Origin of the sequence: Streptomyces sp. R35 (assembly GCF_041053035.1) — a bacterium.
Taxonomy (GTDB): domain Bacteria; phylum Actinomycetota; class Actinomycetes; order Streptomycetales; family Streptomycetaceae; genus Streptomyces; species Streptomyces lutosisoli.
Genome location: NZ_CP163440.1, coordinates 3440007 through 3458839, shown reverse-complemented (window position 1 = coordinate 3458839; position 18833 = coordinate 3440007). Strand labels below are relative to the sequence as shown.

General features: G+C 70.3%; 20 protein-coding genes. 7 read left to right on the top strand and 13 right to left on the bottom strand.

Annotated elements, in window-relative coordinates:
* Nucleotides 1-8 precede the first annotated feature (8 nt).
* Complete coding sequence (locus AB5J50_RS15935) at nt 9-911, bottom strand: SGNH/GDSL hydrolase family protein (protein WP_369258591.1); 903 nt, start codon at nt 909-911, stop codon at nt 9-11.
* A 244-nt stretch (nt 912-1155) separates the two neighbouring features.
* Between AB5J50_RS15935 and AB5J50_RS15930 the strand changes: the two genes are divergently transcribed.
* The gene (locus tag AB5J50_RS15930) at nt 1156-1650 is read left to right on the top strand and encodes a DUF3145 domain-containing protein (protein WP_369258589.1); all 495 of its coding nucleotides are present in this window, start codon (nt 1156-1158) and stop codon (nt 1648-1650) included.
* Between the two features lie 130 nt (nt 1651-1780).
* Here the strand turns inward: AB5J50_RS15930 and AB5J50_RS15925 are convergent, their stop codons facing one another.
* From AB5J50_RS15925 to AB5J50_RS15905, 5 genes are all read right to left on the bottom strand, one after another.
* Nucleotides 1781-3052 carry a beta-ketoacyl synthase gene (locus AB5J50_RS15925; RefSeq protein WP_369258587.1) on the bottom strand — a complete coding sequence of 424 codons (1272 nt, stop codon included), beginning with the start codon at nt 3050-3052 and terminating at the stop codon, nt 1781-1783.
* 127 nt (nt 3053-3179) lie between these two features.
* Nucleotides 3180-3428 (bottom strand): acyl carrier protein, encoded by a 249-nt coding sequence (locus tag AB5J50_RS15920; protein ID WP_327428406.1) that lies wholly within the window; start codon nt 3426-3428, stop codon nt 3180-3182.
* A 71-nt stretch (nt 3429-3499) separates the two neighbouring features.
* Nucleotides 3500-4531, bottom strand: a complete 1032-nt coding sequence (locus AB5J50_RS15915; protein ID WP_330304306.1) for a ketoacyl-ACP synthase III — start codon at nt 4529-4531, stop codon at nt 3500-3502.
* Nucleotides 4532-4544: 13 nt separating this feature from the next.
* Nucleotides 4545-5462, bottom strand: coding sequence for an ACP S-malonyltransferase (locus AB5J50_RS15910; RefSeq protein WP_369258584.1), 918 nt, complete (start codon nt 5460-5462; stop codon nt 4545-4547).
* 89 nt (nt 5463-5551) lie between these two features.
* Complete coding sequence (locus AB5J50_RS15905; protein WP_327428403.1) at nt 5552-6757, bottom strand: helix-turn-helix domain-containing protein; 1206 nt, start codon at nt 6755-6757, stop codon at nt 5552-5554.
* Between the two features lie 96 nt (nt 6758-6853).
* Here AB5J50_RS15905 and AB5J50_RS15900 point away from each other — a divergent pair, with 96 nt between their 5' ends.
* Complete coding sequence (locus AB5J50_RS15900; protein WP_330310078.1) at nt 6854-7510, top strand: pirin family protein; 657 nt, start codon at nt 6854-6856, stop codon at nt 7508-7510.
* Between the two features lie 10 nt (nt 7511-7520).
* Here the strand turns inward: AB5J50_RS15900 and AB5J50_RS15895 are convergent, their stop codons facing one another.
* Nucleotides 7521-8132 carry a TetR/AcrR family transcriptional regulator gene (locus AB5J50_RS15895; protein WP_369258582.1) on the bottom strand — a complete coding sequence of 204 codons (612 nt, stop codon included), beginning with the start codon at nt 8130-8132 and terminating at the stop codon, nt 7521-7523.
* A 102-nt stretch (nt 8133-8234) separates the two neighbouring features.
* On the opposite strand from AB5J50_RS15895, the gene AB5J50_RS15890 reads away from it, so the two are divergent.
* Together AB5J50_RS15890 and AB5J50_RS15885 are read left to right on the top strand one after the other, a co-directional pair.
* Complete coding sequence (locus AB5J50_RS15890) at nt 8235-9056, top strand: NAD(P)H-binding protein (protein ID WP_369258580.1); 822 nt, start codon at nt 8235-8237, stop codon at nt 9054-9056.
* Between the two features lie 59 nt (nt 9057-9115).
* Nucleotides 9116-9982, top strand: a complete 867-nt coding sequence (locus AB5J50_RS15885; RefSeq protein ID WP_369258578.1) for a haloalkane dehalogenase — start codon at nt 9116-9118, stop codon at nt 9980-9982.
* A 17-nt stretch (nt 9983-9999) separates the two neighbouring features.
* Here the strand turns inward: AB5J50_RS15885 and AB5J50_RS15880 are convergent, their stop codons facing one another.
* Both AB5J50_RS15880 and AB5J50_RS15875 read right to left on the bottom strand, forming a co-directional pair.
* Nucleotides 10000-10824 carry a serine hydrolase domain-containing protein gene (locus AB5J50_RS15880; RefSeq protein ID WP_369258576.1) on the bottom strand — a complete coding sequence of 275 codons (825 nt, stop codon included), beginning with the start codon at nt 10822-10824 and terminating at the stop codon, nt 10000-10002.
* A gap of 19 nt (nt 10825-10843) precedes the next feature.
* The gene (locus tag AB5J50_RS15875; RefSeq protein WP_369258574.1) at nt 10844-11323 is read right to left on the bottom strand and encodes a GNAT family N-acetyltransferase; all 480 of its coding nucleotides are present in this window, start codon (nt 11321-11323) and stop codon (nt 10844-10846) included.
* A gap of 96 nt (nt 11324-11419) precedes the next feature.
* Between AB5J50_RS15875 and AB5J50_RS15870 the strand changes: the two genes are divergently transcribed.
* Complete coding sequence (locus AB5J50_RS15870; protein WP_327428397.1) at nt 11420-11908, top strand: MerR family transcriptional regulator; 489 nt, start codon at nt 11420-11422, stop codon at nt 11906-11908.
* Nucleotides 11905-12921, top strand: coding sequence for an aldo/keto reductase (locus AB5J50_RS15865; RefSeq protein ID WP_369258571.1), 1017 nt, complete (start codon nt 11905-11907; stop codon nt 12919-12921). The genes AB5J50_RS15870 and AB5J50_RS15865 overlap by 4 nt, the downstream gene beginning before the upstream one ends.
* Nucleotides 12922-13034: 113 nt before the next feature.
* Here the strand turns inward: AB5J50_RS15865 and AB5J50_RS15860 are convergent, their stop codons facing one another.
* The 3 genes from AB5J50_RS15860 to AB5J50_RS15850 all read right to left on the bottom strand — a co-directional run bounded on the left by AB5J50_RS15860 (nt 13035) and on the right by AB5J50_RS15850 (nt 16033).
* A complete protein-coding gene (locus tag AB5J50_RS15860) occupies nt 13035-13889 on the bottom strand; it encodes a DUF4429 domain-containing protein (RefSeq protein WP_369258569.1) in 855 nt (284 codons plus the stop codon).
* Nucleotides 13890-13964: 75 nt separating this feature from the next.
* Nucleotides 13965-15173, bottom strand: coding sequence for an alpha/beta hydrolase (locus tag AB5J50_RS15855; RefSeq protein ID WP_369258567.1), 1209 nt, complete (start codon nt 15171-15173; stop codon nt 13965-13967).
* A 191-nt stretch (nt 15174-15364) separates the two neighbouring features.
* A complete protein-coding gene (locus AB5J50_RS15850) occupies nt 15365-16033 on the bottom strand; it encodes a TetR family transcriptional regulator (RefSeq protein WP_369258565.1) in 669 nt (222 codons plus the stop codon).
* Nucleotides 16034-16147: 114 nt separating this feature from the next.
* Here AB5J50_RS15850 and AB5J50_RS15845 point away from each other — a divergent pair, with 114 nt between their 5' ends.
* Complete coding sequence (locus AB5J50_RS15845; RefSeq protein ID WP_369258563.1) at nt 16148-17770, top strand: MFS transporter; 1623 nt, start codon at nt 16148-16150, stop codon at nt 17768-17770.
* A 232-nt stretch (nt 17771-18002) separates the two neighbouring features.
* Here the strand turns inward: AB5J50_RS15845 and AB5J50_RS15840 are convergent, their stop codons facing one another.
* A complete protein-coding gene (locus AB5J50_RS15840) occupies nt 18003-18782 on the bottom strand; it encodes a potassium channel family protein (protein ID WP_369258561.1) in 780 nt (259 codons plus the stop codon).
* Between the last annotated feature and the right edge of the window lie 51 nt (nt 18783-18833).

Here is an 18833-nt window from a genome sequence, read left to right as displayed (position 1 = left end):
GGGAAACCCTAGGTCACGGGCCTGCGTGCGGTGACGGTGCGGTAAGCGATCTCGGCGAGCCGCGCCTGTCCGTCCTTGCTCGGGTGGAACCAGTCCCAGTGACTCAACTGATCCGTACCGAAGCGGTAGTCGAAGACCGCGCCCCCGTCGAAGCGGCAGCGCCGGTCCTGGGCGCACACGTCCTCAAGGACCTTGTTGTACGCCTCCACCCGGTCCTGCACCTTGCCGCGCCGCAGCGTCGCCGCCGTGTCCAGGGCGTCCGGGTCGCCCAGCATCGAGGGGCAGATGCCCAGCTTCCACACCTGCTTGCCCAGCGGGTTGGTGCGGCCCTGGGACCACAGCCGCTTCAGGTCCGGCACGCTCGACACATACACCTGAGTCTTGGGCAGGGCACTGCGCAGCGTGTCCATCGCGTCCTCGAACTCGGCACGGAAGTCGGCCACGGAGGTCATCGCCGACGCGGACGAGCGGCAGGCGTCGTTGGCGCCCGCCATCACCGTGACCAGCTCCGGCTTCCTCGTCGCCGCCTGAGCCATCTGTCCGGGCAGGTCCGCCATCCGCGCGCCGGTCACCGCGTAGTTCCAACTGTGAGTGGCGGCCCCGGCCTTCCCGAGCAGCCGTACGGCGAGACTGTTGACCTGCGCGTCGCTGCCGGTCGCCCAGGACACCTCGGGGCAGTCGGACAGCACGGTGCACGCGTCGAAGCCGCGGGTGATGGAGTCACCGACCGCGGCGACGGATTCCGGGCTGCGGTCCCAGGTGGGCGTGGGTTTGGGGGAGGGCAGCGCCTTCGCGGTGGTGCTTCTTGGCGCGGGGGAGTTGCCACCGGTGGCGTCGCACCCGGCGGCACCCAGAAGAGCCGCCACCGCGATGGCGAGGACGGCCCGTGAACGGTGACTGCGGTTCCGCATCCCCTGGTCCCCTCGTTCGTTTTACAGGGTTGATCAGCACCCGTCGGACACGACTGGCCGGCATCGCGTCGGACACGGTCGGTCAGTACCGCGTCCCCATGGGTGAAACCTCAGTGTTTCTGGGCGCTGGGACCGACGGTACGTCACACTCCTTGCGCCGCCGCACGGTAGCCTCGCCCCGTGGCCGCCCTGCCACTGCCGTTCCGCTAAGTTACAAGATGTCTCGCTCTGTCCGGAGGCCCCAGTGACGACACGTGGAGTTCTCTACGTGCACTCCGCGCCCCGCGCGCTGTGCCCGCACGTCGAGTGGGCGGTCGCGGGGGTGCTCGGCACGCGCGTGAACCTCGACTGGATCCGGCAGCCCGCCGCGCCGGGCACCTGGAGATCCGAGTTCTCCTGGAAGGGCGAGGCCGGCACCGCCTCCAAGCTCGCCTCCGCGCTGCGCGGCTGGCACCTGATGCGCTTCGAGGTCACCGCCGAACCGTGCCCCACCGCCGAGGGCGAGCGCTACAGCTGCACCCCCGAACTGGGCATCTTCCACGCGGTCACCGGCATCCACGGCGACATCCTCATCCCCGAGGACCGCCTCCGCGCCGCCCTCCTGCGCTCCCAGCGCGGCGAGACGGACCTGGAGTCCGACCTCGCCAAACTCCTGGGCAAGCCGTGGGACGACGAGTTGGAACCTTTCCGCTACGCGGGAGAGGGCGCCCCGGTGCGCTGGCTCCACCAGGTGGTGTGAGGCGCCCCTTTAGGGGCGCGGGGAACTGCGCGACCAGCCCCCACTCACCCGCACCCACCCCACAAACAGATGTGGCCCGAACTCCACCAAGGAGTCCGGGCCACAACCGTTCAGTACAGCTAAGCCAAAATCAGACCGTCCGGAACGCCAGCACCACGTTGTGCCCACCGAACCCGAACGAATCGTTCAGGGCAGCAATGCGGCCCTCAACCGGCAGCTTCCGCGCCTCACCGCGCACGATGTCCGCGTTGGCCTCGGCCTCGGGGTCGAGGTTGTCGACGTTGATGGTCGGCGGCGCGACCCGGTGGTACAGCGCGAGCACGGACGCGACGGACTCGATGCCGCCCGCACCACCGAGGAGGTGACCGGTCATCGACTTGGTGCCGGAGACCGCGAAGTGGTCGGTGTCGTCGCCGAAGACCTTGCGCAGCGCCTTCAGCTCGGCGACGTCGCCGGCCGGGGTCGAGGTCGCGTGCGCGTTGACGTGCATGATCTCGGCCGGGTCCAGGTCGGTGCTGTCGAGCAGGTTCTGCAACGCCTGCGCGATGCCACGTCCCTCGGGCTCCGGCTGCACGATGTCGTGGCCGTCGGAGGAGATGCCCTGGCCGACCGCTTCCACGTATACCCGGGCACCGCGCGCCGCGGCGTGCTCGGCCGACTCCAGGACGAGGACGCCGGCGCCCTCACCGAGGACGAAGCCGTCGCGGGCGACGTCGTAGGGGCGCGAGGCACCCTGCGGGTCGTCGTTGTTCTTGGACATCGCCATCATGTTGCCGAACGCGGCGATGGGCAGCGGGTGGATGGCCGCCTCGGTGCCACCGGCGACGACGACGTCGGCACGGCCGGTGCGGATCATCTCGATGGCGTAGCCGATGGCCTCGGCGCCCGAGGCGCAGGCGGAGACCGGCGTGTGCACACCGGCGCGGGCGCCGACGAGCAGACCCACGTTGGCGGACGGGCCGTTGGGCATCAGCATCGGCACGGTGTGCGGGGAGACACGGCGTACGCCCTTCTCCTTCAGCACGTCGTACTGGTCGAGCAGGGTCGTCACGCCGCCGATGCCGGAGGCGATGACCGTGCCGAGCCGGTCGGGGTCGACGCTCGCGTCCTCGCCCGCCTTGTCGGTGAAACCGGCGTCCGCCCAGGCCTCCTTGGCCGCGATCAGCGCGAACTGCGCCGAGCGGTCGAGGCGGCGGGCCTGCGGGCGGGGAATGACCTCGCCCGGCTCCACGGCGATCTGGGCCGCGATGCGGACCGCCTGGTCGGCGGCCCAGTCCTGCTCAAGAGGGCGTACACCGGACTTGCCGGCGACGAGGCCCTCCCAGGTAGAGGCTGCGTCGCCACCCAGCGGTGTGGTTGCGCCGATACCGGTGACGACCACGGTGCGATTGGTCGGGCTCACGGGAATTCTTTCTCCAACGGATACGAGGATTCAGCGGCGCCACCGCCGGGTGGCGGGGCATCAGCCCAGGTGAACCCGGGCACAAGGCCCAGGCGAACCAGGGCGCTCAGCCCAGGTGATCGGAAGATCAGGCCTGGTGCTTGAGGATGTAGGAGGTCGCGTCGCCGACCGTCTTGAGGTTCTTGACGTCGTCGTCCGGGATCTTGACGTCGAAGCGCTCTTCGGCGGCGACGACGACCTCGACCATGGACAGCGAGTCGACGTCCAGGTCGTCGGTGAAGGACTTGTCCAGCTGGACGTCCTCGACCGGGATGCCGGCGATCTCGTTGACGATGTCGGCGAGACCTTCGACGATCTCTTCCTGCGTGGCGGCCATGTCAGGCGCTCCTTCGGTATGTATCCAGAGGGTGTGGCGGTACTCCGGCCGGAAAGATCCGGACGGTGTGCCTAGGGGAGGGTAACGACCGTGGCGGCGTACACGAGACCCGCCCCGAAGCCGATGACGAGCGCGGTGTCGCCGCTCTTCGCCTCGCCGGTAGCCAGGAGCCGCTCCATCGCGAGCGGGATCGAGGCGGCCGACGTGTTGCCGGTGGTGCGTACGTCGCGGGCGACCGTGACATGCGCCGGCAGTTTCAGTGTCTTCACCATCGAGTCGATGATCCGCTCGTTGGCCTGGTGGGGAATGAAGACATCCAGGTCGTCCGAGGTGATTCCGGCCGCGTCCAGCGCCTGCTGGGCGACCTTCGCCATCTCGAACACGGCCCAGCGGAACACCGCCTGGCCCTCCTGCGTGATCGCAGGGAACTTGATCTCGCCCTTGGAGTCGAGCGGAAGGGCGGAGATGTCACCGTTGCGGAACTGGTCCCACGGGACGGTCTGCTTGATGGTGCCGGCCTTGTCGCCCTCGCTGCCCCACACGGTCGGGCCGATGTGCGGCTCGTCCGAGGGGCCCACGACGACCGCGCCCGCGCCGTCACCGAACAGGAAGGCCGTCGCACGGTCCTCCAGGTCGGTGAGGTCGGACAGCCGCTCCACGCCGATGACGAGGACGTATTCCGCCGAACCCTCGACGACCATGCCCTTGGCGAGCGTCAGGCCGTAGCCGAAGCCCGCGCAGCCGGCCGAGATGTCGAAGGCGGCGGCCTTGTTGGTGCCGAGCTTGTCGGCGATCTCGGTGGCGACGGCCGGGGTCTGGCTGAAGTGCGACACGGTGGAGACGACCACGGCGCCGATCTGGTCGGCGTTGATCCCGGCGTCGGCGATGGCCTTGCCGGACGCCTCGATCGACATCGCGGCGACGGTCTCCTCGTCGTTCGCCCAGTGCCGGGTCTCGATGCCCGAGCGCGAACGGATCCACTCGTCGGACGAGTCGATCGTCTCCAGGATCACCTCGTTGGGCACGACCCGGACGGGGCGGTAGCCGCCGACGCCGAGGATGCGTGCGAAAGGAGCGCCCTTGGGTGCCTTGATCTTCGACATTCTCCGGGGCTCCTTACGCCGCGCTGTGCTCGGCGATGAGCTCGCGAGCCGCGTCGAGGTCGTCGGGGGTCTTCAGCGCCAGCGTCTTGACGCCGGGCAGGGCGCGCTTGGCGAGACCGGTGAGGGTGCCGCCGGGGCACACCTCGACCAGCGCGGTCACGCCGAGCTCCTTGAAGGTCTCCATGCACAGGTCCCAGCGGACCGGGTTGGCGACCTGGCCGACCAGGCGCGCGAGGACCTCGGAACCGGTGTCGACCGTCCGGCCGTCCTTGTTCGAGACGTACGTGATCTTCGGGTCGCCGGGCGACAGCCCCGCGGCGGCCTCGGCCAGCACGTCGACCGCCGGGGTCATGTGATGCGTGTGGAACGCGCCGGCGACCTTCAGGGCCACGACCCGGCGTACGCCCTCGGGCTTGTCGGCCTCCAGGGCGGCCAGCTGCTCCATCGTGCCGGCGGCCACGATCTGGCCCGCGCCGTTCACGTTCGCCGGGGTCAGCCCCAGCTTCTCCAGGTGCGGAACCGTCGTCTCCGGGTCTCCGCCGAGCAGCGCCGACATACCGGTCTGCGTGATCGCGGCGGCCTCGGCCATCGCCAGGCCCCGCTTGCGGACGAGCCGCAGCGCGGCGGTGTCGTCGAGCACTCCCGCGAAGGCGGCGGCGGTGATCTCGCCGACGCTGTGGCCCGCGACGGCACCGGGAACGATGTCACCGAGTGCCGCGGCCGACAGGAGTCCGGCGGCGACGAGGAGCGGCTGCGCGACAGCCGTGTCCCGGATCTGGTCCGCGTCGGCCTGCGTGCCGTAGTGGGCAAGGTCGAGCCCGATGGCGTCCGACCACGCGGCGAGGCGGTCGGCGGCGCCGGGGAGGTCGAGCCAAGGAGTCAGGAAGCCGGGCGTCTGAGCGCCCTGGCCGGGAGCGACGAGTACGAGCACTCTCACACTCTCTCTTGTGGACGGCCACGACCGCCCGTGGGGACAGGGACGAAGAACACGAAGGGGAATTGTAGGTCCCCGACAAAAGCCTAGGTCTGCGGATCTCCATCGGCCAGACGCCCCAGGATCAGCGCGATTCGCAGTGTGAAGGCGGAGCGTACATCCGAAGGCGACCATCCGGTGACGTCAGTCACACGTCGGAGCCGGTAGCGCACGGTGTTGGGGTGAACGAAGAGCATCCGGGCGGCGCCTTCGAGGCTGCTCGCCTGTTCCAGATAGACGGCGAGCGTCTCCAGAAGCGCGGAGCCGGCCTCCTCCAGCGGTCTGTAGATCTCCTCCACCAGCTGCTCGCGGGCGGACGGGTCTCCGGCGATCGCGCGCTCCGGCAGCAGATCGTCCGCGAGAACCGGCCGCGGGGCGTCCTGCCAGGCGAAACACGCCTTGAGCCCGGCGGCGGCGGCCTGCGCGGAGCGGGTCGCGGCGAGCAGATCGGGCACGATCGGCCCGGCGACGACGGGTCCGGCGGCGTACGGCCCGATCAGCGACTTGGCGACGGCGATCGGGTTGTCGCTGCCGCCGGCGATGACGACGAGCCGGTCCCCGAGCACACCGGTCAGTACTTGCAGCTTGGCGTGCCGGGCGGCCCGCCGGATGGCCTCGACCGTCAGCTCGCTGTCACCGTCGGGCGCCGTACCCAGCACCACGCAGACATGTTCGGGCGAGTTCCAGCCGAGAGCGGCGGCGCGGGAGACGGCGCCCTCGTCGGCCTCGCCGGAGAGCACCGCGTTCACGACGAGGGATTCCAGCCGGGCGTCCCAGGCACCCCGTGCCTCCGCAGCCTGCGCGTACACCTGGGCGGTGGCGAAGGCGATCTCACGGGCGTACACGAGCAGGGCCTCGCGCAGCACGTTCTCGTCACCGGGGGCGGCCACCTCGTCGATGGCGCTCTCCATGACCTCGATGGTGGTGCGCACCATCTCGACGGTCTGGCGCAGGGTGATCGCCCTGGTCAGCTCGCGTGGCGCGGTTCCGAACACATCGGTGGAGATGGCCTGGGGGGCGTCGGGATGCCGGAACCACTCGGTGAAGGCCGCGATACCGGCCTGGGCGACGAGACCGATCCAGGAGCGGTTCTCCGGGGGCATGGCCCGGTACCACGGCAGCGTCTCGTCCATCCGCGCGATGGCCTGGGCGGCGAGACTGCCGGACGACTTCTCCAGCCGCTTGAGGGTCGCGGTGTGCGCGTGGATGTCGCGCACTCGGCGCTCGGTGTTGCTGGATTCGGGTTCGGGCACGGGACAAGACTGCCTTATCAGGACGGAGGTGTGCGGCGGCGGGTCGCAAGTAAGCGCGGGGTACGGCGCCGGGCCGGGGCTACGGTGGTGGATGTGATGGACGTCCGCCGCGCTGAAGAGCGCTACCGCGGAGGGGACCCGGCGGCCGGGATCTCCTCCCTGCACGCCTTTTCCTTCGGCCCGCACTACGACCCGGACAACCTGCGCTTCGGCGCGGTGATCGCCTGCAACGAAGAGTGGCTCGCCCCCGGCGCCGGCTTCGACGAGCACCCGCACAGCCACACCGAGATCATCACGTGGGTGGTCGAGGGCGAGCTCACCCACCGGGACTCGGCCGGGCACGAGTCGGTGGTCCGCCCCGGCGACGTCCAGCGCCTCAGCTCGGCGGGCGGCGTCCGCCACGTGGAACGCAATGACGGCCCGGAGCCGCTCACCTTCGTCCAGATGTGGCTGGCCCCGCTCACGCCGGGCGGAGATCCGTCCTACGAGATCGTCCACGGCATCGCGGACTCCACGCCGTACGCCGTCCCCGAGGCCGGCGCCATGCTCCACGTACGCCGCCTGACGGCGGGGGAGCGGACGGCACTTCCCGACGCGCCCTTCGTGTACGTCCATGTCGTCCGCGGTGAAATCAAGCTGGACGGCGAGGAGCTGGGACCGGGCGACGCGGCCCGCATCACGGACGCCAAGGACTGGGAGGTGCTGGCGGGTTCGCCGGCGGAGCTGCTGCTGTGGGAGATGGCGGCGGGCTGACGCGCGGGCGTCACCCCAGGGCGTCGATCCCGCGGGTGAGCCGGGCGCCCTCGCGGGCCATGATCTCCGGGTCGCGCAGGGCGTTGGAGAGCAGGGACATGCCCTGGTAGGCGCCGACGAGCGCCAGCGCGTGACCCTCGGGGTCGGCCACCCCGATGTGGCGGTACTGCTGTTCCACCCAGTCCAGCAGTTGCCGTATGACGCGGCCCGCCGAGAGGTCGAGGCCACCCTCGCTCCGCTTGTCGAGCTCCGCGGCGAGAGTGCCCGTGGGGCAGCCGTAGCGCGCCGTGGTGTCGCGCTGGCCGACCCATGCGTCGATGAGCCCCTTGAGGCGTTCGCGCGGGTCGGGGAGCTGGTCCAGCCCGCCGGTGAGGGTCTCCAGGTGGGTGACGTGCTCGGAGAGGGCGGCCTCGACCAGTTCGTCCTTGGTCTTGAAGTAGTAGTACACGTTGCCCGCCGGGACGTCGGCGGCGCGGGCGATGTCGGCGATGGTCGTGCGCTCCACGCCCTGCTCGTGCAGGACCCGGGCCGCCGCCGCCGTCAGCTGCTGCCGTTTGCCGGCCGCCCTGGCCTTCGCCTTCGCCTTTGCGGGAGGGCGCCGGGAATCCATTGAGTCAGTCACCCGACTCACTATAGACAGCCGAGGGCCGGCTTGTGCTAGCGTCCTGCCCATCGAGTCAGTCAGTCAACTAACTAACTCAATTTCGCGACCGGGGAGATCGACATGTTCGTGGTGACAGGTGCGACCGGAAACGTCGGGCGGGCGCTGGTACGGATGCTCGCCGAGGGCCGGCTGCCGGTGACGGCGGTGGCCCGGCACATCACCCAGGCCGATGTGCCGCCGGAGGTCCGGGCGGTGGCCGCCGACCTGGCCGAACCGGCCGGGCTCGGGGCCGCGTTCGAGGGCGGCAAGGCACTGTTCCTGCTGGTGGCCGGCGAGGACCCGCAGGGCATTCTGGACGCGGCGAAGACCGCCGGGATCCGCAAGGTGGTGCTGCTGTCCACCCAGGGCGTGGGGACCCGCCCGGAGGCATACCGGCACCCCGCCCAGTTCGAGGCGGCCGTACAGCACTCAGGGCTCGACTGGACGGTCCTGAGGTCGGGCGGGATGGCCACCAACGCCTTCGCGTGGGCCGAGTCGATCCGCGCCGGGCGGGAGGCCGCGGCGCCGTTCGGTGATGTCGGGCTGCCCTTCGTCGACCCCGCCGACGTGGCCGCGGTCGCCGCCGCCGCCCTGCGGCCCGGCGCTCACCTCGGGGCCACCTACACCCTGACCGGCCCCGCCGCGACCACCCCGCGCGAGCGGGCGGCCGCGATCGCGACCGCGCTGGGCGAACCGGTGCGCTTCACCGAACAGACCCGCGCGGAGGCCCGGGAACTGATGTCGCGGTTCATGCCGCCGCCCGTGGTCGAAGGCACCCTGGCCATCCTGGGCACACCGACCGAGGACGAGCAGCAGGTCAGCCCCGATGTCGAACGCGTCCTGGGCCGCGCCCCGGGCAGCTTCGCGGCCTGGGCCGAACGCAACGCCACGGCGTTCCGGTGACCGTGCGGTGGCCACCCCCTGATCACTCACTCACCTCAACCTCCGCCAGGAGACCGACCATGCCCGTTCAGCACATCCTCGGCTCGACCATGCACCACCGGGAGTCCGGCACCGGGGCGCCGATCGTCTTCCTGCACGGCAACCCGACCTCGTCGTACCTGTGGCGGCACGTCATGCCGGCCGTGGGGGCCGGACGGCTGCTGGCCCCCGACCTCATCGGCATGGGCGAGTCGGGCAAGCCCGCCATCGACTACACCTTCGCCGACCATGCCGGCTACCTGGACGCCTGGTTCGACGCGCTCGACCTCCAGGACGTGATCCTCGTCGGGCACGACTGGGGCGGCGCCCTGGCCTTCGACTGGGCCGCGCGTCACCCGGACCGGGTGCGCGGCATCGCGTTCACCGAGACCATCGTCAAGCCGATGACCTGGGAGGAGTTCCCCGAAGGGGGCCGAGAGCTGTTCCGGGCGATCAAAGCGGACGGCATCGGCGAGGCCATGATCCTCGACGAGAACGCCTTCATCGAACAGGCCCTGCCCGCCGCCTCCGCCACACCGCTCGCGCAGGGCGACCTCGACATCTACCGCAAGCCCTACCCCACCCCGGAGAGCAGGAGGCCCCTCCTGAGGTGGGCCCGCTCGATGCCGCTGGGCGGCGAACCCGCCGACGTCGTGGCCAGGGCCGAGGCGTACGGCCGGTGGCTGAAGGCGAGTTCGGACGTGCCCAAGCTCCTGCTCACGTTCGCGCCCGGGCCGGGCGTGATGATGCACGAGGGCATCGTCGCGTGGTGCGCCGAGAACATCGCCGCCCTGGAGACCGAACACTCCGAGGCGATCGCCGGGCACCACACACCGGAGGACCAGCCGGCACTGATCGCCGCGGCGCTGTCGGCCTGGGCGGACCGCAACGGCCTTCGCCGCGGGTGAGTCCGGGGCGGTCCGCGTCAGGCGCCGGCGAGCTCCGCCAGCACCGCGTCGGTGAACGGCGACCAGGCCTCGACGGCCCACGGGCCGAAGGCGCGGTCGGTCAGCGCGACGCACGCGGCGCCCGCGACCGGGTCGATCCACAGGAACGTACCGGACTGCCCGAAGTGCCCGAAGGTCCGCGGCGAGGACGAACTCCCGGTCCAGTGCGGCGACTTGGAGTCACGGATCTCGAAGCCGAGCCCCCAGTCGTTGGGGTTCTGGTGCCCGTACCCCGGCAGCACACCCTTCGTGCCGGGGTACTGGACGGTCATCGCCTCCGCGACCGTACGCGGGTCGAGGAGCCGCGGTGCCTGCACCTCGGCGGCGAACCGCACCAGGTCGTCCACCGTCGAGACGCCGTCCTTGGCGGGCGACCCGTCCAGCGCGGTCGAGGTCATGCCCAGCGGTTCGAGCACCGCCTGCCGCAGATACTCCGGGAAAGGGATGTCCGTCGCCTTGGCGATGTGGTCCCCGAGCACCTCGAACCCGGCGTTCGAGTACAGCCGCCGCTCCCCGGGCGCCGACGTCACCCGGTGCTCGTCGAAGGCGAGCCCGGAGGTGTGCGCGAGGAGATGACGGACCGTCGAACCAGCCGGACCCGCCGGCTCGTCGAGCTCGATCGCCCCCTCCTCGTACGCGATGAGCGCGGCGTACGCGGCGAGCGGCTTGGTGACGGAGGCGAGCGGGAAGCGGTGCGCCACCGGCCCATGGGCCCCGAGCACCGTGCCGTCCGCGCGGACGACGGCCGCCGCGGCCGTGGGAACGGGCCAGTTCTCGATCAACGCCAGGCTCTGCAAGGACATGGTGACGAGCCTAAGCGGCTCAGAGGTCGAGCCGCATCGAGGGGTCCCGCTTGCGGACGAACCCGAGGGAGGCGTACAGCGGCTCGGCGTCGGTGGACGCGTTGAGGTCGACCTGCGCCACGCCCCGCTCGCGGAACCACTCCAGGAGCCGCTCCATGCACGCCCGGGCGTAACCGCGGCGCCGCGCGTCCGGGTCGGTGGCGACGCTGAAGACATGGCCCACCGCGCCGTGCGGATTGCCCGCGCGCCCGATCCGGTACTCGATCGTCCCGACGACGAGCGCCCCGAGCGCGTCCGGCCGGCCGGGATGATCGACGACGAAGGCCACGAAGTCTCCGTCGGGATCGGCGAGCTTGCCGCGTATGGTCGGCAGTGACTCCGCGTGCCACTCGCTGGAGCTTGCGGAACCGTCCGTGGCGAAGACCGCGTCGATCATCACCTGACGCAGGCGCAGCACTTCCTCGGCGTCCTCGGGCAGGGCACGGCGTACGAGACTCATGGGCCGCACCGTAGCCACCGGGGCCTCGCCAAGTCCTCGGAATTTCGGCGGATTCCGCTTGCTTGGAGTGCACTCCAAGGTTTTAGCGTGGGGTTCATGACGGTGATGGAGACCACGGCCGAGCCCGCCGAGACCGGCGCCGGCACCAGGACCGACATCTGCGCGGCGCCGCCCGACCGGCACCGGCGTCCCGACGGTCAGGACAACTACACGATCAGCGAGGTCGTCGCCTTCACCGGCCTCACCGCGCACACCCTGCGCTGGTACGAGCGGATCGGGCTCATGCCGCACATCGACCGCTCGCACACCGGCCAGCGCCGCTACTGCAACCGCGACCTGGACTGGCTGAGCCTGGTCGGCAAGCTCCGGCTCACCGGAATGCCGGTCGCCGACATGGTGCGGTACGCGGAAATGGTGCGCGAGGGCGACGACACGTACATCGAGCGCTACGAGCTTCTGGAGGCGACCCGCCGGGACGTCAAGGCCCGGATCGCGGAGCTCCAGGACACGCTCGCGGTGCTCGACCACAAGATCACTTTCTACGCGGACGCCGGGCGCGCCCTGGCGTCGGAGAGGTCCCGATGACGGACGGCAGGATCGCGAAGGCACAGCTCGGCACCGGGGGCCCGGAGGTCGGCTTGCAGGGCCTCGGCTGCATGGGCATGAGCTGGGCGTACGGCCCCGCGGACGCGGACGAGGCCCGGGCGACCCTGGAACGGGCACTGGAGCTGGGCGTCACGCTCTTCGACACGGCGGAGGGCTACGGCGACGGCGAGAACGAGAAGTTCCTGTCGCCGTTCTTCACCGCGCACCGCGACGAGGTCGTGATCGCCACCAAGTACGGCCTCACCTTCTCGCCGGACGACCGGAGCAAGCGGATCATCCGCAACGACCCGCCGTACATCCGCCAGGCCGTCGAGGGCAGCCTCAAGCGCCTCGGCGTCGACGTGATCGACCTCTACTACATGCACCGGCGCGATGTGAACGTGCCGATCGAGGAGAGCGTCGGCGCCATGGCCGAGCTGGTGCGCGAAGGCAAGGTCAAGCACCTGGGGCTCAGCGAGGTCACCGCCGGCGAGCTGCGCGCCGCCCAGGCCGTACACCCCATCGCGGCCGTGCAGTCGGAGTGGTCCCTGTTCAGCCGCGACATCGAGACGAACGTGGTCCCCGCGGCCCGCGAACTCGGCGTGACCCTGGTCCCCTATGCGCCGCTCGGCCGAGGCTTCCTCACCGGCTCCTTCGCCAACGCCGAAAAGGACCTCACTACGGACGACGCCCGCCGCGCCCACCCCCGCTTCACGGGCGAGAACGCGGCCGCGAACGCGACGCTCCTGGACCCGATCCGCACCGTGGCCGAGTCCCACGACGCCTCACCCGGCCAGATCGCCCTGGCCTGGGTCCAGCAACAGTCCACCGTCCACGGCTTCACGGTCGTACCGATCCCCGGCACGACCAAGCGCAAGCGAGTCGAGGAGAACACGGCAGCCACGAGGATCGTCCTCACCGAGGACGAGCTGGCTCTCCTGGACCCGATCGCAGGCAAGGTCGCAGGCGACCGCTACCCGGACATGAAGTTCGCGTCAGCAGGCAGGGAGTAATCAGGGGTTGGTCGGGTCGTCGGTACTAGGAACCTTGCGGCAACAGGAGCGCCCCTAAAGGGGCGCGGGGAACTGCGCGACCAGCCCCCACCGACCCGCAGCCAAAAAACGACTCACAACTCCGCCAACAACTCGGCCTTCTTCACCGAGAACTCCTCGTCCGTGACAAGCCCGGCCTTGTGCAGCTCCCCCAGATGCCGAATCCGCTCAGCGATGTCCGCCGGGTCCCGCCGAGCCCCGGCGGACACAGCAGACACCGCAGACCCCGCGGAGCGCACCGCCGCCAGCACAGCGGCAGCGAACGGCAGCGACTCATGCACCGGCCCGTACCCGAGCCCAAAGACGACCGCCGCCGGATCCTGATCGGCCTGGGCGGGCTGCGCGGGCGCGGACGCACGGCGCAGCAGCCGCAGATGGCCCTCGAACACCTCGGGGGAGCGCCACTCGACCCCGCTCAGGTCGGCGACCGGGAAGCTCTGGTCGCCGGCCTTCCACTTGGCGGAGGAGGCGCCCGTCCAGAACCACCGGAAGGACACCGACTTGCCGTCGAAGGACGCCTTCCCGTCGTACGCCTTGAACTGCAGCGGCCCCTCGGGAGGGCTCACCAGATAGCGCTCGGCGGGCTCGTCGTCCACGGTGAGCTGCCCGCGCAGCTCGTCCGCGTAGTACTCGGCGAGGGTCTCGCGCTCGGCGGGCAGCACCAGGCGATAGGGGTCGCACCCCTCCTTGAGCTGTCCCGCGGCCGCCTCGATCAGCGGATCGGCGCCGGGCCTCGGCACGGCACGCAGGACGACCGTGCCACGCTTCCCGGGCGTCAGCGTCACCGCCGCGATCGCCTCCAGGGGGATGCGGCGTTCGCCGAGCGCCTGGAACAGCTTCGGCGAACGGATCCCCCGTTCGAAGCGGATGAGCACGGAGTCGGACTCGAACTCCCAGGCGGCATGAAATCCGGCCAGTACGTCACCCATGCGGGCCATCGTATGCGGCACGCAAGCCTCCGTCGCCTCTTCGTACGGACCGCAGTTTTTCGCTCTCTACGCGCGTCAGGCCGACACGCCGCCGGACAAACCCGTCCGGCACGCGTCATCGTCGTGCGCACAGCTCACCGCGCGGTACGCACCAACGCCGACCTCCGCGAAGTTGCGGAGACTGTCCGTGCCCGGCTCGAAATAACCGGTGTGACCCTTCGCGTCCTCGGCGGACAGGACCCGCGCCCCGAACCCCTTCGACACCGGGTCGGCGCCGTGTCCGAGGCTTCCGACCTCCAGGTACGGCACGTTCTGGATCCAGTCGTCGGCGTCCCGCATCGACCAGACCTGGGCCGTGGTGTGCAGGTTCGCCGCTTTCTCGGCCCGCATGCCGGGGCTGCCCGCGACGGCTATGTCGGAGACCCGGGAGGGCAGCTCATGGGCGGCGACCCCGCACAGTACGGAGCCGTAGCTGTGGCAGTACAGCGCCACCGGTGAGCTTCCCGGGAGCCCCCGCACCAGCGCGTTCAGCCGGACCGCGCCCTCCTCGGCGCGCATCGCGGTGGCCGCGTCCATGCCGAGGCCGCTGGGCGCCGTGTAGTCGGCCCACGCGATCACGGCCGTACGCGTGCCCGGATCCGCCGCGCGCTCCGCCGCGTACAGGGAACGCGCCATGCCGACCGGCGCCGAGTACTTCTTGAAGGTGCGCTGGAAGGTGAGCAGGTCGGTGTCGACGCCGGGCACCACGACCGAGATCCGGTCGGCCTTGTCGAGGTTGCCGTAGACCTCGGCGACCCGGCCCGAGCCCTGGGGGTCGAAGGCGAGGATCTTGCGGTCCTTGCGCAGCAGCGCCTCGTAGCGGTGCATACGGCGGCCCGCGTCGTGTTGGCCGATCTCCGAGAGCCGGTCGTCGTGCATGCGCTTGAGCTCGACCTTGCGCTGCTGTTCCAGGGCGATGCGGTTCGCCTGGTAGCGCAGGGTGGCGGGCGCCCCGTTCATGTTGCCGACCGCGAGCGGATAGCGGTGGGCGAGCCCCGCGCGCTGCTGGGCGTCGAGCGTGGCGAAGAAGTGGGCCAGGCGGCTCGGCGCGGAGTCGGGGTCCGGGAGCTTGTGACCGGCGATGCGGCCGTGCTCCCACGCGGACAGCGACGCTTGGAGCGGCGTCGCTCTCCGGTGGCTGTTGAGCGCGGTCCAGCCACCGGTGGCCAGCATCACGAACACCACGGCCAGCGCGAGCAGTGCGCGCCAAACGCTGAGTTGGGGGGAGGTATCGAAGGAAGTCACTGAGAGGACACACTAGGAGAAGTGAGGTGCCTCCCGTTAAACGAGTGAGCGGGATCACGTTTCTGGTGGGGTAATTGGGGCAAAGCGGGTTCAGTTTGAGATAAATAGTGACGCTCTGTGTGCGTCAATGATCATTCTGTGCATCGCTTTTCCGCCGGTGATCCCCGGTGATCCCCGGTGATCTCCGGTGATCACTCGGTACGCCACTTCTCCGCCAATGCGGGCCCCACGTGGTCGAGATAGGCGGCGGTCAGTTCGCGGATCGCCTCGACGCTGGTGTCCTCGCCCGCGCCCCACAGCCGTCCCGTGACGCGCATCACCCCGCCGAACACGGCGACCGCGACGCGCGGTCGTGGATCCGTGTCCACGTCGAGGCCCTCGCGTTCGGCGATCACGCGGGCGATTTCCTCCTCCAGCTCGGCGGAGCGGCGCAGATGGACGGCGACCAGCGCGGGCGTCGACTCGATCAACTGGAAGGTGCGCATGTGCAGTTCGATCGGGACGACGGCGTCGACCGCCTCGCCGATGGTGTCCCAGCCCTCCAGGACGGCCCGTCGCAGCGCCTCCAACGGGGCTTCGTGCGACGGGCGTTCGCGCACGGCGGCGAGGAAGTGCGACTCCGCGATCCGCTGGCTGAAGAGGGCGACGTCCTCCTTGCCGGCGAAGTAGCGGAAGAAGGTGCGCTGGGAGACGTCGACAGCCTCGGCGATCTCGTCGACGGTCGTCTGTTCGTATCCCTTGGTGGTGAACAGTTCGAGGGCGGCCCGCAGCAGCGCGTCCCGCGTGCGCTGCTTCTTGCGCTCGCGCAGCCCCGGGCGAGGCGCCGTCTCCGCCGTCACCGCAGTGTCCGCGATGTCCATGGGACCTCTCCTCCGAACTGTCAGCCCAGTTCAGCCTATGCGTGAGTGACGTGACAGTTACCGACATGTGAATTGGATTGTCAACTGTCAGTGACTGTCACTAGCCTCGAATGCATGACTAGTCAGACCACCATCGACACGACGGGCTCGGGGGACAAGACACCGGTCGCCCTGTCTGATCGGGCCCCCGCCAAGGGGCTGCGCGGCCATCCGTGGTTCACCCTCATCACCGTGGCCGTCGGGGTCATGATGGTGGCCCTGGACGGCACCATCGTGGCCATCGCCAACCCGGCCATCCAGAAGGACCTCGGCGCGAGCTTCGCCGACGTCCAGTGGATCACCAACGGCTACTTCCTCGCCCTCGCGGTCACGCTGATCACCGCGGGCAAGCTCGGCGACCGGTTCGGACACCGGCAGACCTTCCTCATCGGCGTGGTCGGCTTCGCCGCCGCCTCGGGGGCCATCGGTCTGTCCGACAGCATCGCCCTCGTCGTCACCTTCCGCGTCTTCCAGGGCCTGTTCGGCGCGCTGTTGATGCCGGCCGCGCTCGGCCTGCTGCGGGCCACCTTCCCGGCCGAGAAGCTGAACATGGCGATCGGCATCTGGGGCATGGTCATCGGCGCGTCCACCGCGGGCGGCCCGATCCTCGGCGGCCTGCTGGTCCAGCACGTCAGCTGGCAGTCGGTGTTCTTCATCAATGTGCCGGTCGGCGCCATCGCGCTCGTCCTCGGCCTGCTGATCCTGCTCGACCACCGCGCCGAGAACGCCCCGCGCTCCTTCGACCTCCTCGGCATCGCGCTGCTCTCCGGCGCCATGTTCTGCCTGGTCTGGGCGCTCATCAAGGCCCCGGCGTGGGGCTGGGGCGACGGCCTGACGTGGGCCTTCCTGGGCGCCTCGGTGCTCGGTTTCGCGCTCTTCGCCCTGTGGGAGAAGAGGGTGAAGGAGCCGCTGATCCCGCTGGCGCTGTTCCGATCGGTGCCGCTGTCGGCGGGCGTCGTCCTCATGGTGCTGATGGCCATCGCCTTCCTGGGCGGCCTGTTCTTCGTCACCTTCTATCTGCAGAACGTGCACGGCATGAGCCCGGTCGACGCAGGCCTGCACCTGCTGCCGCTCACCGGAATGATGATCGTGGGCTCACCGCTGGCCGGCGCCCTGATCACCAAGACGGGTCCGCGCATCCCGCTGGCGGGAGGCATGGCGCTCACCGCGATCTCCATGTACGGCATGTCCACGCTGGACACGGGCACCAGCGGCGCCGTCATGTCGATCTGGTTCGCCGGCCTCGGCCTCGGTCTCGCTCCTGTCATGGTCGGCGCCACCGAGGTCATCGTAGGCAACGCGCCGATGGAGCTCTCCGGCGTCGCCGGCGGCCTCCAGCAGGCCGCCATGCAGATCGGCGGCAGCCTCGGTACGGCCGTCCTCGGCGCCGTGATGGCCTCCAAGGTCGACGGCGACCTCGCGGGCAACTGGGCCGACGCCAAGCTCCCGCCGCTCACTCCGGCCCAGCTCGACCAGGCCTCCGAGGCGGTCCAGGTCGGTGCCGCGCCGGTCACCAAGGACACCCCGGCCGCGATCGCCGCGCAGATCACCGACGTCGCCCACGACACCTTCATCTCCGGCATGAGCCTGGCCTGCCTCGTCGCCGCCGGGGTCGCCGTCGTGGCGGTCTTCGTCGCGCTGCTCACCAAGCGGGGCGACAACGCGGAGGCCGCGGGCGCGGGAGCCGGCCACATCTGACGGGCCGTTTTCGTTCGGTTTTCGCCTATCAGGGTGACTGAGCTAAAGATCCCTCCCACCCGGCACGCGCCGCACGTCACAGTGGGTCAAGTCCTCCGCACGACCGGGAGGACCAGCCGGAGCTGCGGCGCGCTGCCGGAGGGGGGCAGCGCGCAGCAGCGCCCCTTTAGGGGTGCGGGGAACTGCGCGACCAGCCACAACGGGCCCGCAGCCGACAACGGACCCCCGCGCGTCAGCGCGAATGCTCCTCGGCACCCCCCGGCACCGGCTGCGGCACCCCCGGAGGCGCCCCGCCCGACAGGGCAGCCACTTCCGCACGAAGCGCCCGCACCTCCTCCGTCAAAGCCTCAATGGCCGCCGTCTGCCGCCGCTCCTCCACGTCATCCTTCTCGAACCGCGAAATGAACCACGCGGCGATATTGGCGGTCACGACACCGAGCAGCGCGATGCCCGACAGCATCAACCCCACCGCGAGCATCCGGCCCATGCCGGTGGTCGGGGCATGATCCCCGTACCCCACCGTCGTCATCGTCGTGAACGACCACCACACCGCGTCGCCCAGCGTCTTGATGTTCCCGTTCGGCGAATCCCGCTCCACGGACAGCACCGCGAGCGAGCCGAACATCAGCAGCCCGATCACCGCGCCCCCGACGTACGTCGTCAGCTGGATCTGCGAGGCCATCCGCGCCCGCCGCCCCACCAGCGTCAGCGTGGCCACGAGCCGCAGCAGCCGCAGCGGTTGAAGGATCGGCAGGATCACCGCGCACAGGTCCAGCCAGTGGGTGCGTACGAAGTCCCGCCGCTGCCGGGCCAGTACGAGTCGTACGAGATAGTCGGCGGCGAACGACCCCCACACCACCCACTCCACCACCGTGCACGTGAGTGTCAGCGGACGGCCGGCGCTGCTGTCCACGATCGGCACGGCATACGCGAGGGCGAAGGCCACCGCGAGCGCGAGCAGGGGCCGCTGGGTGTGCAGCTCCCAACGGGCCTGTGCCGATTGTTGCTTCATGCCCGCATCGTAGGAGCGCCGAAGGGAGGGTGAGACCAACAGGCCTCACCC

Excerpts from the sequence above, each read along its gene's own strand:
- AB5J50_RS15870 (WP_327428397.1), top strand. The coding sequence starts at position 11,420 with ATGACGGTGATGGAGACCACGGCCGAGCCCGCCGAGACCGGCGCCGGC.
- AB5J50_RS15860 (WP_369258569.1), bottom strand. The coding sequence starts at position 13,889 with ATGGGTGACGTACTGGCCGGATTTCATGCCGCCTGGGAGTTCGAGTCC.
- AB5J50_RS15880 (WP_369258576.1), bottom strand. The coding sequence starts at position 10,824 with ATGTCCTTGCAGAGCCTGGCGTTGATCGAGAACTGGCCCGTTCCCACG.
- AB5J50_RS15885 (WP_369258578.1), top strand. The coding sequence starts at position 9,116 with ATGCCCGTTCAGCACATCCTCGGCTCGACCATGCACCACCGGGAGTCC.
- AB5J50_RS15865 (WP_369258571.1), top strand. The coding sequence starts at position 11,905 with ATGACGGACGGCAGGATCGCGAAGGCACAGCTCGGCACCGGGGGCCCG.
- AB5J50_RS15840 (WP_369258561.1), bottom strand. The coding sequence starts at position 18,782 with ATGAAGCAACAATCGGCACAGGCCCGTTGGGAGCTGCACACCCAGCGG.
- AB5J50_RS15890 (WP_369258580.1), top strand. The coding sequence starts at position 8,235 with ATGTTCGTGGTGACAGGTGCGACCGGAAACGTCGGGCGGGCGCTGGTA.
- AB5J50_RS15915 (WP_330304306.1), bottom strand. The coding sequence starts at position 4,531 with ATGTCGAAGATCAAGGCACCCAAGGGCGCTCCTTTCGCACGCATCCTC.
- AB5J50_RS15875 (WP_369258574.1), bottom strand. The coding sequence starts at position 11,323 with ATGAGTCTCGTACGCCGTGCCCTGCCCGAGGACGCCGAGGAAGTGCTG.
- AB5J50_RS15900 (WP_330310078.1), top strand. The coding sequence starts at position 6,854 with ATGGACGTCCGCCGCGCTGAAGAGCGCTACCGCGGAGGGGACCCGGCG.
- AB5J50_RS15935 (WP_369258591.1), bottom strand. The coding sequence starts at position 911 with ATGCGGAACCGCAGTCACCGTTCACGGGCCGTCCTCGCCATCGCGGTG.
- AB5J50_RS15850 (WP_369258565.1), bottom strand. The coding sequence starts at position 16,033 with ATGGACATCGCGGACACTGCGGTGACGGCGGAGACGGCGCCTCGCCCG.
- AB5J50_RS15920 (WP_327428406.1), bottom strand. The coding sequence starts at position 3,428 with ATGGCCGCCACGCAGGAAGAGATCGTCGAAGGTCTCGCCGACATCGTC.
- AB5J50_RS15845 (WP_369258563.1), top strand. The coding sequence starts at position 16,148 with ATGACTAGTCAGACCACCATCGACACGACGGGCTCGGGGGACAAGACA.